The organism is Micromonospora sp. DT46 (genome assembly GCF_049841735.1).
Lineage (GTDB): Bacteria > Actinomycetota > Actinomycetes > Mycobacteriales > Micromonosporaceae > Micromonospora > Micromonospora reichwaldensis.
The window spans coordinates 1-16570 of record NZ_JBNCKW010000009.1; the positions used below are offsets into that span (position 1 = coordinate 1).

General features: G+C 76.3%; 15 protein-coding genes. 13 read left to right on the forward strand and 2 right to left on the reverse strand.

Translation table 11 applies throughout. The features are described from left to right. The coding region (locus ACLQ20_RS24455; protein ID WP_425857912.1) for a hypothetical protein at positions 1–920 on the reverse strand (920 nt) is incomplete at its 3' end. Here ACLQ20_RS24455 and ACLQ20_RS24460 point away from each other — a divergent pair. Both ACLQ20_RS24460 and ACLQ20_RS24465 read left to right on the forward strand, forming a co-directional pair. Continuing rightward, positions 876–1850 (forward strand): tetratricopeptide repeat protein, encoded by a 975-nt coding sequence (locus tag ACLQ20_RS24460; protein ID WP_425857905.1) that lies wholly within the window; start codon positions 876–878, stop codon positions 1848–1850. The two genes, ACLQ20_RS24455 and ACLQ20_RS24460, sit on opposite strands and share 45 nt — an antisense overlap. Beyond that, a complete protein-coding gene (locus tag ACLQ20_RS24465; protein ID WP_358121541.1) occupies positions 1847–2863 on the forward strand; it encodes an HAD-IIA family hydrolase in 1017 nt (338 codons plus the stop codon). The genes ACLQ20_RS24460 and ACLQ20_RS24465 overlap by 4 nt, the downstream gene beginning before the upstream one ends. 94 nt (positions 2864–2957) lie before the next feature. Here the strand turns inward: ACLQ20_RS24465 and ACLQ20_RS24470 are convergent, their stop codons facing one another. Further along, positions 2958–3296: an SCP2 sterol-binding domain-containing protein gene (locus ACLQ20_RS24470; protein WP_425857906.1), complete on the reverse strand. Its 339-nt coding sequence runs from the start codon at positions 3294–3296 to the stop codon at positions 2958–2960. A 113-nt stretch (positions 3297–3409) separates the two neighbouring features. Here ACLQ20_RS24470 and ACLQ20_RS24475 point away from each other — a divergent pair, with 113 nt between their 5' ends. The 11 genes from ACLQ20_RS24475 to ACLQ20_RS24525 all read left to right on the forward strand — a co-directional run bounded on the left by ACLQ20_RS24475 (position 3410) and on the right by ACLQ20_RS24525 (position 16565). Beyond that, positions 3410–4012, forward strand: a complete 603-nt coding sequence (locus ACLQ20_RS24475; RefSeq protein WP_425857783.1) for a hypothetical protein — start codon at positions 3410–3412, stop codon at positions 4010–4012. Positions 4013–4040: 28 nt separating this feature from the next. Continuing rightward, positions 4041–4349 (forward strand): hypothetical protein, encoded by a 309-nt coding sequence (locus ACLQ20_RS24480; RefSeq protein WP_425857784.1) that lies wholly within the window; start codon positions 4041–4043, stop codon positions 4347–4349. A gap of 21 nt (positions 4350–4370) precedes the next feature. Then, entirely contained in the window at positions 4371–5231 is an 861-nt protein-coding gene (locus ACLQ20_RS24485) for a TlyA family RNA methyltransferase (protein ID WP_425857785.1), read from the forward strand. A gap of 40 nt (positions 5232–5271) precedes the next feature. After that, entirely contained in the window at positions 5272–6189 is a 918-nt protein-coding gene (locus ACLQ20_RS24490; RefSeq protein ID WP_151455229.1) for an NAD kinase, read from the forward strand. A gap of 115 nt (positions 6190–6304) precedes the next feature. Beyond that, positions 6305–8062 (forward strand): DNA repair protein RecN, encoded by a 1758-nt coding sequence (recN, locus tag ACLQ20_RS24495; RefSeq protein ID WP_151455228.1) that lies wholly within the window; start codon positions 6305–6307, stop codon positions 8060–8062. Positions 8063–8181: 119 nt separating this feature from the next. Beyond that, on the forward strand, positions 8182–9360 hold the full coding sequence (gene steA / locus ACLQ20_RS24500) for a putative cytokinetic ring protein SteA (protein WP_151455227.1): 1179 nt from the start codon (positions 8182–8184) through the stop codon (positions 9358–9360). A 27-nt stretch (positions 9361–9387) separates the two neighbouring features. Continuing rightward, complete coding sequence (locus ACLQ20_RS24505) at positions 9388–10326, forward strand: copper transporter (RefSeq protein ID WP_151455226.1); 939 nt, start codon at positions 9388–9390, stop codon at positions 10324–10326. 61 nt (positions 10327–10387) lie between these two features. Continuing rightward, positions 10388–11254, forward strand: coding sequence for a hypothetical protein (locus ACLQ20_RS24510; RefSeq protein WP_151455225.1), 867 nt, complete (start codon positions 10388–10390; stop codon positions 11252–11254). Position 11255: 1 nt separating this feature from the next. Next, positions 11256–12956 (forward strand): murein biosynthesis integral membrane protein MurJ, encoded by a 1701-nt coding sequence (gene murJ, locus ACLQ20_RS24515; protein ID WP_425857786.1) that lies wholly within the window; start codon positions 11256–11258, stop codon positions 12954–12956. Between the two features lie 55 nt (positions 12957–13011). Then, positions 13012–14178 carry a glycosyltransferase family 4 protein gene (locus tag ACLQ20_RS24520; RefSeq protein ID WP_151455223.1) on the forward strand — a complete coding sequence of 389 codons (1167 nt, stop codon included), beginning with the start codon at positions 13012–13014 and terminating at the stop codon, positions 14176–14178. Next, positions 14178–16565, forward strand: coding sequence for a hypothetical protein (locus tag ACLQ20_RS24525; RefSeq protein ID WP_225852262.1), 2388 nt, complete (start codon positions 14178–14180; stop codon positions 16563–16565). The genes ACLQ20_RS24520 and ACLQ20_RS24525 overlap by 1 nt, the downstream gene beginning before the upstream one ends. Positions 16566–16570: the final 5 nt, after the last annotated feature.

Consider the following 16570-nt stretch of genomic DNA (forward strand, 5'->3'; position numbering starts at 1 on the left):
AGGGTGGTTTCCGTGGTGGGGACCGTCGTGAGGGTGGTTTCCGTTCGGGTCCGCCGCGTGAGGGCGGCTTCCGCGGTGGCGACCGTCGTGAGGGTGGCGACCGTCCGGGTGGTGACCGCGAGGGTGGTTTCCGCGGTGGCGACCGTCGCGAGGGCGGCGACCGTCCAGGCGGCTACCGGGGTGGTGACCGCGAGGGTGGCTTCCGTGGCGGCGACCGTCGTGAGGGCGGCGACCGCCAGGGCGGGTACGACCGTCGTGAGGGCGGCGAGCGCCAGGGTGGTTTCCGTGGTGGGGACCGTCGTGAGGGTGGTTTCCGTTCGGGTCCGCCGCGTGAGGGCGGCTTCCGCGGTGGCGACCGTCGCGAGGGTGGCGACCGTCCGGGTGGTGACCGCGAGGGTGGTTTCCGCGGTGGCGACCGTCGCGAGGGCGGCGACCGTCCAGGCGGCTACCGGGGTGGTGACCGCGAGGGTGGCTTCCGTTCGGGTCCGCCGCGTGAGGGCGGCTTCCGCGGTGGCGACCGTCGCGAGGGTGGCGACCGTCCGGGTGGTTACCGGGGTGGCGACCGCGATGGCGGGTTCCGTCGTGAGGGTGGCGACCGTCCAGGCGGTTTCCGTGGCGGCGACCGCGAGGGCGGCTACCGTGGTGGCGACCGTCGTGAAGGTGGCGACCGTCCGGGTGGCTACCGGGGCGGTGACCGCGAAGGTGGCTACCGGGGCGGAGAACGCCAGGGTGACCGTCGTGAGGGCGGCTTCCGGGGCGGAGAGCGTCGCGACGAGCGGCGGGAGCGTCCGGAGGCGGCGGGGGAGCGTACGGCGGGCCCCGCGCTGCCCGACGAGATCGTCGCGACCGACCTCGACAAGGACGTCCGGGCCGAGCTGCTCTCGCTGGCGAAGCCGGTCGCCGAGACGGTCGCCCGGCACCTGGTGGCGACGGGTCAGCTGATCGACGAGGACCCGGCCGAGGCGCTGGCGCACGCGCTGGCGGCCCGTCGGCTGGCGTCCCGGATCGCGGCCGTCCGCGAGGCGGTCGGCCTGGCCGCGTACCACGCGGGGGAGTGGCAGACCGCGATCGCGGAGCTGCGTACGTACCACCGGATGAGCGGGTTGCAGAGCCACCTGGCCGTGCTCGCGGACTGCGAGCGGGCGCTGGGCCGGCCCGAGCGGGCGATCGACCTGTTCCGTGGCGCGGACCGGGAGAAGCTGGACCAGGCCGTGGCGACCGAGCTGCTGATCGTGGCGGCCGGGGCGCGCGGCGACCTGGGCCAGAAGGACGCCGCGGTGGCCATGCTCCAGGTTCCCGAGCTGACGAGCGAGACGGCCGAGCCGTGGACGGCCCGGCTGCGGTACGCGTACGCCGACGCGCTGCTCGCCGTCGGTCGTCGTGACGAGGCCCGCGAGTGGTTCTCCCGCGCCGCCGACGTCGACACCGAGGGCGAGACCGACGCCGCCGAGCGGCTGCTGGAGCTCGACGGTGTGGTGATCGAGGGCGACGAGGAGGACGAGGAGTCCGCCGAGGCGATCGCCTCCGGCCCCGGCGCCCCGGGTGCGGTACCGGCCCGGCCGGACGCCGACCTCGCCGGCGACACGGAGCCGACCGCCGACGCCGACGCCGACGAGGACGAAGACGACGACGAAGGTGACGAGGACGACGAGCAGGACGAGCATTACGAGGACGACGAGCAGGACGAGGCCGCGGTCGCGGCGGTGCCGTCGGACGACCTGACCGACGACGAGCTGACCGACGACGAGGCAAGCACCGTCGCCGCCGGTACGCCCGGCGACGACAGCGGGGCCGCCACCGGCGGTGGCGAGCCCACCGCCTCCGGCGGGTCGGACACCGCGCAGCGATGACGACGGGTGCCGGGGAACGGCTGGTCGACGGGTACGCCCTGGTCGTCTTCGACCTGGACGGCGTGATCTACCTGATCGACCGGCCGGTCCCCGGCGCGGTCGAGGCCGTCGGCCGGCTGCACGCCGAGGGCCGGTCGGTGGCGTACGCGACCAACAACGCCTCGCGCCGCTCCAGCGAGGTGGCCGACCTGCTCACCGGGATGGGTGTGCCCGCCCGGCCCGAGGAGGTGCTCACCTCGGCGGCGGCCGCCGCGGAGCTGCTTCGCGACCAGCTTCCCGCCGGAGCCGCGGTGCTGGTCGTCGGCACCGAGGCTCTGCGGGCCGAGCTGCGCGCGGTCGGGCTGACCCCGGTGTCCCGGGCCGACGAGTCGCCGGTCGCGGTGGTGCAGGGGTTCGGCCCGCAGGTCTGCTGGGCGGACCTGGCCGAGGCCTCGGTGGCCGTACGCGGCGGCGCGACCTGGGTCGCCACCAACACCGACCCGGCCCTGCCCAGCGATCGTGGACCGCTGCCGGGCAACGGTGCCCTGGTCGCCGTGCTGCGCACCGCGCTGCGCCGGGATCCCGACGTGGTCGTCGGCAAGCCCGAGCCGGCCCTGTTCACCACGGCGGCCCGACGTGCCGGCGAGGGCCGGACGTTGCTGGTCGGCGACCGGCTGGACACCGACATCGAGGGTGCCCGGCGGGCCGGACTGGACAGTCTGCTGGTGCTTACCGGCGTGAGTGACGCGGCCGAGCTGCTCGCCGCCCCGCCGCACCGCAGGCCGACGTACGTCTCGATGGACCTGGCGGGGCTCTTCGACCCGGCGGCCGTGGTGCGGGTCCCGGGCCCGGCGGACGCCGGTGGATGGTCGGTGGCCGCGCGGGAGGACGCGCTGGAGCTGGCCGGGTCGGGCCGCACGCTGGACGCCCTGGCGGCGCTCTGCGCGACCGTCTGGTCGACGCGGCCGGCGCGGATCCGTCCCGGCTCGGCCGAGGCGGAGAAGGCACTGGCCGAACTCGGCCTGTCCGCCTGACGGGCCGCCGACGCCGAACTGGCTCCCGCCGACGCCGAAAGTCATCCCGCTGACGACCGCCCGCATTCCCGGGTCAGGCCCCGAGCGGGTTGGCTCAGAGCAGCTTGCGCAGCTTCATCAGGTCGAGCGGGTTGGCCTTGATCGACACCCGCCGGGACGTGACCGCGCGGGTGATGTCGAGTTCGCCGCGGACCAGTGCGAGCAGGTCGTCGCTGCCGGTGCTCAGCGCGATCTTGGCCTTCGGGTCGTCGCCGTCGGCCAGGTCGACCAGGCGGCCGCCGGAGAGCCGGCCGTGGAAGGCGGTGTCCAGGTCGGTGATCCGGCAGGCCAGCGTCCGGTCGAAGTCGACCTTCTCGCGCACCGTCTCCGCGTTGTGGTCCAGCCGGGCCGCCAGATCCCGCAACGCCTGCCGGCATTCGTCCACGCTGGCCACCATCGCCCCCTCACCGCTCGCCACGCCGTCCCCGGCACCGTACCGCACAGGGCGTCGCGGGGTGCCCGGTAGCGTGGCACCTGCACACCCCCGCCCCGCGGAAGGAAACAGGCATGCAGGACGCGTGGCGCGCCTACCTCGAGCTGGCCATGGGCCTGACGGAGGCGCCCCGGAAGAAGGCCCAGGACGCGGTTCGCCGGGTCGTCGGCTCGGGCGGGGCGACCGCCGCCCAGCTGCAGACCCTCGCCGAGGAGTTGGTCTCCACGGGCGCGGCCAACCGGGAGTCGCTGACCAAGCTGGTGCGGTTCGAAGTGGACCGGGCCCTCGGCGCGGTGGGGCTCGCCACCGCCGACGAGGTCGCCGAGCTGACCCGACGGGTGCACGAACTCGAGCGCCAGCTCCGGGACGCCAAGGCGACCCTCGGCGCCCCGGCGCCGCTGCCCACCGGCACCGAGGCGTCGGCGCACCCGGTGCCCGCCGCCGGGCCGTCGCCCGCCCCGGGCGCGGCCGAGCCGGCCGTACCGACCTCGGCGGCCCCGGCCCCGGTGGCGAGGCCGGCCGTCGCGAAGAAGGCACTGGCCAAGAAGGCCGTGGTGAAGAAGGCGGTGGCCAAGCGGACGCCGTCGGCCCTCGCCCCGACCGAGGGCGCCGCGGAGCCGGTCCGGCCGGCGAAGAAGGCACCGGCCCGCAAGCGGCCGCCGGAGGACGAGGCGTGATGCGCCCGGCCCCGGCGGGGAGCGGATCGTGAGCGGCCCCTTCCGGCCCGGCCCGCCGCCCGGCGCCCGCCCCGGCCCGCCGGGCGCCGGACACGGCTCGGCGACCAGCCCGTTCCGCCCCGGTCCGCCGCCCGCCGCCCGGCCGGGCCCGCGCCCGGCTCCGCCGTCGCTGCCGGAGTCCGCCGACGACCTCGGCGACGACCGGCATCCCGCCGTGGACGCCGCCGTACGGGCGATGGCCAACGCCGCGACGCTCGCCCCGGCCGACCAGATCGCGCAGTACGAGGCGGCGTACGAGACGCTGCGGGAGACCCTCGCCACCATCGACCAGACCTGACCGACCGGAGAAGAACCACGCATGGCACGTCGTAACCGGCTGGACGCCGAACTCGTCCGCCGCGGGCTGGCCCGGTCCCGGGAACAGGCCGCCGCGCTGGTGGAGGCCGGCCGGGTCCAGCTGCGCGGCGTGCTGGCCCGTAAGCCCGCCGCGATGGTCGACCCCGCCGATCCGCTCCTGGTCACCGGCGAGGACCCCGGCTCGGAGTACGTCTCCCGGGGTGGGCACAAGCTGGCCGGCGCGCTGGCCGCCTTCGCCCCGGGCGGGCTGACGGTGGCCGGCCGGCGGTGCCTGGACGCGGGCGCCTCCACCGGCGGCTTCACCGACGTGCTGCTGCGCGCCGACGCGGCGGAGGTGGTCGCGGTCGACGTCGGCTACGGGCAGCTCGCCTGGCCGCTGCGCAACGATCCCCGGGTGCGGGTCTTCGAGCGCACCAACGTCCGTACGCTGACACCGGAGGTCATCGACGGCCCGGTCGACCTCACGGTCGCCGACCTGTCGTTCATCTCCCTGCGGCTGGTGCTGCCGGCGTTGGCCGGCTGCACCCGGCCCGACGGTGACCTGGCGCTGATGGTGAAGCCGCAGTTCGAGGTCGGCAAGGAGCGGGTGGGCGCCGGCGGGGTTGTCCGGGACCCGTCGCTGCGCGCGGAGGCCGTGCTCGACGTGGCCGCCGCGGCGGCCCGGCTCGACCTCGGCCTGGCCGACGTGGCCGCGAGTCCGCTGCCCGGGCCGAGCGGCAACGTCGAGTTCTTCGTATGGTTACGCCGGGACGCACCGCCGGTGGACCCGGAGCGGGTGCGCGCGGTGGTGACCGCCGGGCCGGGTGGCCCGGTGCCGTCCGGCGACCAGCCGGACGCGGCGACGGAGGAGGTGGCCGGGTGAGTGGACTGGCGAGCCCCGCGGTCGCGGGCGTGCCGCGCGGATGCCGCGCGGGCGCGACGGGACGGCCGTCCCGGTGAGCCGCACCGCGCTGCTGGTGACGCACACCGGTCGCCGGCGCAGCACCGAGCACGCCCGCGCCGTCGCCGCCGACCTGATCTCGGCCGGCTTCGAGGTGCGGGTCGTGGCCGAGGAGGCCGACGACCTCGACCTGCCCGGAGTGGTCCCGGTGACCGGCCTCGAGGCGGCCGCGGGCGCGGAGATCGTCTTCGCGCTCGGCGGGGACGGCACCTTCCTGCGCGCGGCGGAGCTGGCCCGCCCGGAGAAGGTGCCGCTGATCGGCATCAACCTCGGCAAGGTCGGCTTCCTCGCCGAGGCCGAGATCGACGACCTGGACAGCGCGGTACGCGACGTGGTCGAGCGCAACTACACCGTCGACGAGCGGCTCACCCTCGACGTGACCGCCGAGTTCGACGGCGGGCCGACCATCGAGTCCTGGGCGCTCAACGAGATCAGCGTCGAGAAGGGCGAGCGCGCCCAGATGCTGGAGCTGATGGTCGACGTGGACGGCCGCCCGCTGTCGCGGTACGGCTGCGACGGCGTGGTCTGCGCGACCCCCACCGGCTCGACGGCGTACGCGTTCTCCGGCGGCGGGCCGGTGGTCTGGCCGGAGGTGGAGGCCCTGCTGCTGGTGCCGATCAGCGCGCACGCGCTGTTCAGCCGGCCGCTGGTCACCGCGCCCACCTCCACGTTCGTCATCACCGTCGACCCGTTCACCACCCTCGCCGTGATGTCCTGCGACGGCCGACGGGTCTACGACCTGCCGCCCGGGGCGCGGGTCACCGTGCGGCGCGGCGCGCTGCCGGTGCGCGTCGTGCGGCTGCGGGACCGCCCGTTCACCGACCGGCTGGTGGCGAAGTTCGACCTGCCCGTGCACGGCTGGCGCGGCAACCGCCGCTGACCCCGGGCCCGGCCGGCGCCGACGGGCCGCCCCGGCGAGGTGTCGGCGGGCGGACGCACCGGCGCGCGCACGCCGGCTGGTCAAGTGTCGGGGGCCGCGTCTACTGTCGGTTGCTGTGCTGGAAGAGCTGCGCATCACCGGACTGGGCGTCATCGAGGACACCACGCTGCCGCTGACCGGCGGCATGAACGTCATCACCGGCGAGACCGGGGCGGGCAAGACCATGGTGGTCACCGGCCTCGGCCTGCTCTTCGGCGGGCGGGCCGACGCCGGGCGGGTGCGCGCCCAGCCGGGCCGGGCGGTGGTCGAGGGCCGGCTGCGGCTCGCGGGCCGCGTCGCCGCCACCGTGCACGCGCGGATCACCGACGCGGGTGGCGAGCCCGACGAGGACGGCTCGGTGTTGCTGAGCCGCACCGTCACCGTGGAGGGCCGCTCCCGGGCGCACCTGGGCGGGCGGAGCATGCCGGTGTCGATGCTCGGCGAGGTGGGCGAGCAGGCGGTGGCCGTGCACGGCCAGTCCGACCAGCTGCGGCTGCTGCGGCCGGCCGAGCAGCGGGCCGCGCTGGACCGCTTCGCCGGCCCGGAGCACGAGAAGCTGCTCGACGCGCTGCGCGAGGCGTACGCCCGCTGGCGCGCGGTGGTCGACGACCTGTCCGACCGGCGGCGCAACGCCCGCGAGCGCAACCAGGAGGCGGACCTGCTGCGGCTCGGCCTCGACGAGATCACCCGGGTGGACCCGCAGCCCGGCGAGGACGACGAGCTGAAGGCGGAGGCCCAGCGGCTGGAGCACGCCGAGGGGCTGCGCACCGCGGCGCAGGTGGCCCACCAGTGCGTGGCCGGCGGCGTGGAGGCGACCGACGAGACGCCGGACGCGGCGGCGCTGCTCGGCACCGCCCGCCGCACCCTGGAGGCGCAGGCCGGCACGGACCCGGCGTTGGGTGAGCTGGCGGGGCGGCTGGAGGAGGCGGCGACCCTCGTCACGGACGTCTCCGCCGAGCTGTCGGCCTACCTCGCCGCGCTCGACGCCGACCCGGCCCGGTTGCAGACCGTCTACGAGCGGCGGGCGGCGCTGCGCGCGCTGACCCGCAAGTACGCCGACGACGTCGACGGGGTGATCGCCTGGGCCGAGCGTGCCCGCACCCGGCTGGCCGACCTGGACACCTCCGACGACCTCCTGGACGAGCTGGACCGGGAGGCCTCCCGGCTGGCCGGTGAGGTGGCCGACCTGGCCGGCCGGGTGTCGACGTCGCGGCAGGAGGCGGCGACCCGCTTCGCCGAGCAGGTCACCGTCGAGCTGGCCGGGCTGGCCATGCCGCACGCCCGGATCGAGGTGGCGGTGCTGCCCCGCGCCGCCGGGCGCGCCGAGCCGACCCTGCCGGTCAACGGCACCGAGGTCGGCGTCGGCCCGGACGGCGGCGACGAGGTCGAGCTGCGCCTGCTGGCCCACCCGGGCGCGCCCTCGCTGCCGTTGCAGCGCGGCGCCTCCGGCGGTGAGCTGTCCCGGGTGATGCTCGCCATCGAGGTGGTCTTCGCCGGCTCGGGCGGGCCACCCACGCTGGTCTTCGACGAGGTCGACGCCGGGGTCGGCGGCCAGGCCGCGGTCGAGATCGGCCGGCGGCTGGCCCGGCTGGCCCGTAGCCACCAGGTGCTGGTCGTCACCCACCTGCCGCAGGTGGCCGCGTTCGCCGACCGGCACCTGGTGGTGGCGAAGGACACGGGCGGGGCGGTCACCACCAGCGGGGTGCGGGTGGTGGAGGACACCGAGCGCGCGCGGGAGCTGGCCCGGATGCTCGCGGGTTTGCCCGACTCGGACCTGGGTATCGCGCACGCCGAGGAGCTTCTCGCCGTGGCGGCCCGGGAAAGGCGCCCGTGAGGTCGGCGATTGTGAGCACAGGCACACCGGCCTGCGCGTTAGTGTGCTTCCCTGGGTAGGCGGCCCTGCTCAGGCATGTCGCGACAGAATTGCCTGCCTCACATGCCAGGATGGTCACGATGCGTCTACCCACGTTGCGCCGGACCCGGAACGCGGAACCGGGCAGGATCCTCGGCACCGCACGCCTCGACCGCCGGACAAAACGCCTGGTCGGCCGGCTCCGCCCCGGTGACATCGCGGTCATCGACCACGTCGATCTCGACCGTGTCGCCGCCGACTCGCTCGTCGCCGTCGGCGTCGGCGCCGTGCTCAACGCGAAGCCGTCGGTCTCCGGCCGCTACCCCAACCTCGGGCCCGAGGTGCTGGTCGCCGCCGGCATCCCGCTCCTGGACGACCTGGGGGAGGGGGTCTTCGAGCGGATCCGCGAGGGCGACACCGTCCGGATCGAGGGCAACACCGTCTTCCTCGGCGACGAGCCGGTGGGGCACGGCAGCCTCCAGGACGCCGAGTCGGTGGCCAAGTCGATGGCCGACGCCCGGGAGGGGCTCTCGGTCCAGTTGGAGGCGTTCGCCGCCAACACGATGGACTACCTCCGCCAGGAGCGCGACCTGCTCCTCGACGGGGTCGGCGTGCCGGAGATCCAGACCGAGATGCAGGGGCGGCACTGCCTGATCGTGGTGCGCGGCTACGACTACAAGGCCGACCTGGACGTGCTGCGCCCCTACATCCGCGAGTTCAAGCCGGTCCTGATCGGCGTCGACGGCGGCGCGGACGCGCTGGTGGAGGCCGGCTACACGCCGGACATGATCATCGGCGACATGGACTCGGTCACCGACGACGTGCTGCGCTGCGGCGCCGAGGTGATCGTGCACGCCTATCCGGACGGCCGGGCGCCCGGCCTGGCCCGGGTCAACGGCCTCGGCGTGCCGGCGGTGACCTTCCCGGCGGCGGCGACCAGCGAGGACCTGGCCATGCTGCTGGCCGACGAGAAGGGTGCCTCGCTGCTGGTCGCGGTCGGCACCCACGCCACCCTCGTCGAGTTCCTCGACAAGGGCCGCGGCGGGATGGCCTCCACGTTCCTGACCCGGCTCAAGGTGGGCGGCAAGCTGGTCGACGCCAAGGGCGTGAGCCGGCTCTACCGGCAGAGCATCTCCGGGTCGTCGCTGCTGCTGCTGGTGCTCTCCGCGATCGCGGCGATGGCCTCGGCCGTGGCGGTCTCCACCGTCGGCAAGGCGTATTTGGGCGTGGTCTCCGAGTGGTGGAACAATTTCGTGTTCCAGCTTGAACAGCTTTTCTAGCGTCCCACCGATCAAGAGGCTGCAGGTGTGATCAACTTCCGGTACCACGTCGTGTCCCTGACCGCCGTCTTCCTCGCGTTGGCGATCGGCCTGGTGGTCGGCACCGCCGCCCTCAACGGCCCGGTTGCCGACTCGCTCAAGGAACACGTCAACGGGCTGCGCAAGGACAACCAGCTGATGCGCCAGGCGGTCCAGAGCATGGAGAAGGAGCTCGAGCTCGAGGAGGAGTTCGCCGCCCAGATCGCGGAGGTCGTCCTGCCGGGCACGCTGACCGGCAAGCGGGTGCTGGTCGTCAGCCTGCCCACCGGGCGCGACCACACCGAGGGCGTGGTCAAGATGCTCCAGCTCGCCGGCGCCCAGGTGACCGGTCGCATCGACCTGCAGGACAAGTTCATCAACCCGGACAACAACAACAACCTGCTGGAGCTGGCGGTCACCGCTGCCCGCCCCACCGGCGCGCCGACCGCCGACCTGCCGAGCAACAGCAACGGTGTCGAGACGTCCAGCGCGCTGCTGGCCAGCGTCCTGATCGACCGGGCGGCCGGTGCCACCCCCGTCACCGAGGCCGACCGGCGGGCGGTGCTTGCCGCCTACGTCAACGCCAACTACCTGACCACCGAGAAGCCGGTCACCGCGCCGGCGGAGGCCGTCGTCCTGGTCAGCGGGCAGCCGTATGTGGACAAGGACTCGGCGAAGAAGGACGAGGCGGTGCTCAAGGTCGCCGAGCAGTTCGACCAGGCCGGCACCATCGTCGTCGGCGGCAACGGCTCGGCTGGCGGAAACCTGGTGGCCGCCGTCCGGAGCGACCCGGTGCTGGTGCAGACCATCTCCACCGTCGACAACGCCAACACCAACCAGGGCCAGCTGGTCACCGCCCTCGCGCTGGTCCAACAGGTCACCGAGAAGAAGGCCGGTCAGTACGGCGTCGCCGACAACGCCACCCTGCTGCCTAGACTGCCCCAGTGATGCTACGACGTACCCCGGTGTCCGGATCCAGCCTCGCCCACGTACGGCGGGAGGGGGACGCGTGAGCCTGCTCGGTCGACTGCTGATCGCCGGCGCGGGCGCCGCCGCCGCCCGCTACGCACTGCGCGAGGTGCGCACCTCACCGGCCGGGCCCGCGCTGGAGCGGACCAACTTCCGCGGCCGCACGGTGAGCCTGGCCGCCGGCCCCGCCCTCGCGGCCGGCGCCGCCGCGACGGGCGCGTTCGGCGCCTCCAGCGGCCCGTCGGGAGCCGCGGCCCTGGTCGCCGGGGTGGGCGCCGGGGCCGTCGGGCTCTACGACGACGTGGTCGGCACCCGGCCGGAGCAGAAGGCGGCCAAGGGGTTCGCGGGGCACCTGGCCGCGCTGCGCGAGGGCCGGGTCACCGCCGGGCTGGTCAAGGTCGTCGGGGTGGGCGCCGCGGGCCTCGGCGCCGCCGCGCTGCTCGCCGCCGACCCCCGGGTCGCCGGGCACCGGCGTCGCCAGCGGCAGGGCCCGCTGGGCCGGGGCGTCGACGTGCTGCTCGGCGCCGGTGTCATCGCCGGCACCGCGAACCTGCTCAACCTGCTGGACCTGCGTCCCGGCCGGGCGCTCAAGTCCGGCCTCCTGCTCGGCGCCCCGCTGGCCGGTGGCCCGCACGGCGGGATCGCCGCCGGTGCCGTCGGCGCCGCCGCCGGGCTGCTCCCCGCCGACCTCGGCGAGGACGTGATGCTCGGCGACAGCGGCGCGAACGCGCTCGGCGCGCTGCTCGGCGTGGCGCTGGCCGCGCGTACCGGGCCCGTCGGGCGGGCCGGGCTGCTCGCCGTGCTCGCCGGTCTCACCGCGGCCAGCGAGAAGGTCAGCTTCACCCAGGTCATCCAGCGCACCCCCGGGCTGCGCGAGCTCGACGCACTGGGCCGGCGCGCCGACTGACGTGACGACCCCGGCACCCCTCGCCGGCGCCGGCCGTGTCGCCGGAGCGGCCGCGCTCATCGCCGTACTCACCGTCCTCAGCCGGCTCGCTGGCTTCGGCCGTACCGCCGTCTTCACCTGGGTCGTGCAGAAGAGCGACCTCGGCGGCATGTACGTCATCGCCAACACCGCGCCGAACATCATCTTCGAGATCGTGGCCGGTGGCGCGTTGGCGAGCCTGGTCGTACCGCTGCTGGCCGGGCCGGTCGCGGCCGGTGACCGGCGCGCGGTGTCCGCCACCACCGGGGCCCTGCTCACCTGGACGGTCACCCTGCTGGTGCCGCTGGCCGTCCTGGTCGCGGTGGCGGCTGGCCCGATCGTGTCGCTGCTCAGCGAGGGGCGCTCCGAGGCCGAGCTGGCGGCCGGGGCGCGGATGCTGCGGGTCTTCGCCCCGCAGTTGCCGCTCTACGGCGTCGGCATCGTCCTCACCGGGGTGCTCCAGGCACACCGCCGCTTCGCCTGGCCGGTGATCGCGCCGCTGCTGTCCAGCCTCACCGTGATCGTGGTGTACCTCGTCTTCGCCGGGACGGAGGGACGAAGCGTCGGCGTGGCGCAGGTGAGCGGTGGAGGCGAGCTGCTCCTGTCGGCCGGCACCACGCTCGGCGTCGTGGTGCTGTCGCTGTCGCTGCTGGTCCCGCTGCGCCGGTTGGGCCTGCGGCCACGCCTCGGGTACGCGTTCCCGCCCGACGCCCGGGCGCGGGTGGGCGGGCTGGCGATGGCCGGGGCGGTCACCGTCACCGCGCAGCAGCTCGCGCTCCTGGTGCTGCTCAAACGGGTCTCCGGCGGCCCGACCGGTTCGCCGCAGGTGTTCAACCTGGCCCAGACCATGTACCTGCTGCCCTGGGCGGTGCTCGCGGTCCCGCTCGCGGTGGCGGCGTACCCGACGCTGGCGACCGCCGCCGCGGCGGGGCGGGACGAGGAGTACCGGCGCACGCTCTCCTCGACCGTGCGTGGGGTGGTGCTGTTCAGCTGCCTCGGCGCGGCGGCACTGGTCGGCACGGCCGCGCCGGTCGCCGCGTTCTTCTACCCGGGCGACCCGGCCTCCACCGCCGCGGCCATCGCCGGCTTCGCCCCCGGGCTGCTCGGCTACGGCCTCTTCGCGGTGCTCTCCCGCGCCCTCTACGCACGGGGCGACACCCGCCCGGCGACCTTCGCGATCACCGCCGGCTGGCTGGCCGTACCGGTGGTGGCGGTGCCGCTGGCAGTCCTCCTGCCGGTGACGGACCGGGTGCTCGCGGTCGCCCTGGCCAACTCGGTCGGGATGGTGCTGCTCGGCGGGCTGCTGCTCGTCGCGGTGTGGCGCTCGGCCGGGCGCCCCGCGCTCGCCGGAGCGGGCCGGGCCGGCGCCGCCGGACTGCTCGCCGGCGCCCTGGCCGCGCTCGCCGGAACGGCCCTCGCCCGCTGGCTCGACGCGGCCGCCGGCGGCACCCCGACGACACCGGGTGCACTCGTGCAGGGCATGCTGTCCGGAGCCTTGGTCGGCGTCGTGTTCCTCGCCGTCGTCTGGCTGGTCGACCGGCCGGACGTGACGCCGCTGCTCGCCGGGGTGCTCCGGCGGCTGGGCAGGGCGGGCCGGCGTGGGCCGGCGGCCCCCGCCGATGGGACGGGCGAGGGCGACATCCCCCCGGAACGGGGTGGCGGGAAGGAGACGGTGTCCCGGTGAGCGGGTGCAGGACGGGTGACCGGCCGACGACTACCGACGAACGGGGGTGGTCGCGGTGACGCAGCCGGCACCGTTTCCCGGCTGGCGCGGCACGGTGGCCCTGCTGCTCGCCTCCAGCACCGGCGGCGTCGGGCAGCACGTCCGCTCGCTGGCCGAAGGGCTGACCGCCGCGGGCGCCTCCGTGCTGGTCTGCGGCCCCGCCGCGACGCAGGAGCAGTTCGACTTCACGGGCGTCGGCGCCCGGTTCCTGCCGGTGGAGATCCCGGCCAGCCCGACCCCGGCCGACGCCCGCGCGGTCACCGCGCTGCGCCGGGCCCTCGCCGCCGAACCGGTCGACGTGCTGCACGCCCACGGCCTGCGCGCCGGGCTCGTCGCCGTGCTCGCTCGGCCCGCCGCCCCGCTCGTGGTCACCTGGCACAACGCGGTGCTCGCTGGCGGCCTGCGCGGTGGCGTGTCGCGCCTCGTCGAGCGGGTCGTCGCCCGGGGCGCCCGGGTGGCGCTCGGCGCCTCCACCGACCTGGTCGAGCGGGCCACCGCGCTGGGCGCGGCGGACGCCCGGCTCGCCCCGGTCGCCGCGCCGGCACTGCCCGCGCCGCGCCGCCGCCGGGCCGCCGTCCGCGCCGAGTTCGGCGTCGGCCAGGACCGGCCGCTGATCCTCTCCGTGGGCCGGCTGCACCCGCAGAAGCGGTACGACGTGCTGGTCGACGCCGCCGCCCGGTGGCGTACCCGGACACCGGCGCCGGTCGTGGTGATCGCCGGCAGCGGCCCCGCCTACCTGCCGCTGGCCGCCCGGATCTCCGCCGCCCGGGCCCCGGTGACCCTGCTCGGGCACCGCACCGACGTGGCCGACCTGCTGGCCGGGGCCGACCTGGCGCTGGTGACCAGCGACTGGGAGGCCCGTCAGCTCTTCGCGCAGGAGGCGATGCGGGCCGGCGTACCACTGGTGGCGACGGCGGTCGGCGGCCTGCCGGAGCTGGTCGGCGACGCCGCGGTGCTGGTGCCGCCAGCGGACGTGGACGCCGTCGACGCGGCCGTGCGCGCCCTGCTCGACGACGACGCCGGGCGGGCCGAGCTGGCGCGGCGCGGCGCCGCACGGGCCGCCTCCTGGCCCACCGAGGCGGACACCCTTGCCCAGCTGGCGGCGCTCTACGCCGAGCTGGCCCCGCACGGCGCCGGACCGGCCGCCCCCGGCGCCGACGCCCCGTCGACGGGACGCCGGTGATGCGGCGCAGAATCGCCCCGATCCTGCTGACCCTGGTCGTGGTGGCGCTGGGCATCACCGCGCTGACCGCCCGCCCCGAACGGGCGGCGTCGCCCGGGCGTACCGCCGACTTCGTGGTGCTGGTCGGGGTTGCCGGGCTGCGCTGGGAGGACGTCGACCCGCAGACCACGCCGACGTTGTGGCGGATGGCCCAGAACGGCTCGATCGGCTCCCTGTCGGTCCGATCCGCGCACCGCCCGACCTGCCCGGTGGACGGCTGGCTGACCCTCGGCGCCGGCAGCTACGCCGCCTGGAACGGCAGCCGGCAGGCCGGGGGCTGTCCACCGGCCCAGGTGACGGTCGAGCAGCCTGACGGCATCGGCGCGAACCTGCCCGACCAGGAGAGCGTCGTCCTGCACAACCAGGAGCGGCTGCCCTGGGGCACGGTGCCCGGCGCGCTGGCGGAGTCCGTGCGCTGCTCGGTGGCGGTCGGGCCCGGCGCGGCCGTGGCCGCCGCCCGACCGTTCGGCCGCGTCGACCGGTACGCGCCGGCGCTCCCGGCGGACCCGACGGGCCTGCTCGGCTCCTGCGTGCTGAGCATCGTCGACCTCGGCACGGTCACCGGCGAGGACCCGGCGGCCCGGGCCGCGGTCGCCCGGGAGGCGGACGCCCGCCTGGCCCGGGTGCTGGCCGCCCGGCCGCCCCGCTCGCTGGTGCTCGTCGCCGGGGTGTCCGACACCGACGCCCCGTCCCGGCTGCACGTCGCCGTCGCCGACGGGCCGGGTTGGGAAGGCGGGTGGCTCACCTCGGCCAGCACCGGCCGCGAGGGGTACCTGCAACTGGTCGACCTCGCGCCGACCGCGCTCACCGCGCTGGGCCGGCCGATGCCCGAACGGCTCTTCCTCGGCCGCCCCGCCGAGTCGGTCGGCGGGCGGCCGGCGGACCTCGCCGCCGCGATCGCCGCGCCGGCGGACGCCGACCGGGAGGCGGCCGCCCAGCGCCGGGTGGCCGACTGGTTCTTCACCCTGCTGGCCGGCGCCCAGGTGCTGCTGGCCGTGGCGGTGCTGCCGCTGCTGCGCCGGGCCCGCCGGCACGCCGGCCCGTACGGCCCGGAGCCGGTCTCGCGGCGGGTGGTGGCGGTCGTGGAGCTGCTGCTGGTCGCGGCGGCCCTCGCCGTCCCGGCCGCGCTGCTGGCCGACGCCGTGCCCTGGTGGCGCGGGGACCACGCGGGCGTCTACTTCGCCGGGGTGACCGTGCTGCTGCTGGTCGCCGCGACCGCCGTGGTGCGGCTCGCGCCCGGGCACGCGAGCACGCTCGGTCCGCTCGGTGCGGTGGCCGGCCTGACCACGCTGGCCGTGGGGCTGGACGTGCTCACCGGCGCCCGCCTCCAGCTCAACGGGGTGGTCGGCTACTCCGCCCTGGAGGGCGGCCGGTACGCCGGGCTGGGCACCGTCGGGCTCGGGGTGTTCCTGGCCGGGTCCCTGCTGAGCGCGGGATGGCTGGCCCAGCGGGTCCGCCGGTCCTGGCGGCCGCCCGTGATGGTGGCCGTCGGCGGCGCCGCCGTGCTGGTCGTCGGCAGCCCGTACCTGGGGGCCGACCCGATCGGCGCGATCGCGCTGACCGCCGGGCTGAGCGTCGCCGCGGCGATCAGCGCCGGCGGCTGGCTGACGATCAGCAGGCTCGCCTGGGCCACCATGGCCGGGCTCGCGCTGACGATCGGCTTCGCGGTGCTCGACCTGCGCCGGCCCGCCGCCGAGCGGGGCAGCCTCGGCCGGTTCCTGGCCGCCGTCGGTGACGGCACCGGCGGGCTCACCGTGCACCGCTCCAGCACGGCCAACTTCGAGACCCTGGTCAACAGCCCGCTGACGGTGCTGGCCCTGGCCGGCGCCCTGCTGGTCTGGTTCGCCCTGCTCCAGCCGTGGGGCGGGCTGATGCGGCTGTTCGGCATCTACCCGGCGATGCGGGCGGCGATGGCCGGCACCGCCGTCGCCGCCGTGATCGGCGGGGTGCTGGGCGGCGACGCCCTGGACGTGGCCGGCGCGGCCGCCGCCCTGGTGGTGCCGATGGCGGCGCTGGCCGCGCTGCGGGTGCTCGACCACTCCACCGACCGCACGCTGCCCGACGCGGCCCGCCCGCGCGACGAGGGGCCCGGCGGTACGGGCGACGGCTCCGGCGGGGACACCGGCGGGGGACCGGACGGCGCCGGCCCGGACCGCCCGGCACCGCCCGGCGCGGGGCCGGGCGCCGCCCGTACCCCCGATGCGGGTGCGGGACCGGCCACGGCGGCGGCGCCCCCGGCTCCGCGCGCCCCGGGCCCGGCGACCGGGGCGGCCGGACCGACGGCCGCAACCGGCGCGGGGGAGCGCGCGCCGGCCGGCCTGGCATCGACCGAGGTCACCGCCGGCTGAGGCGC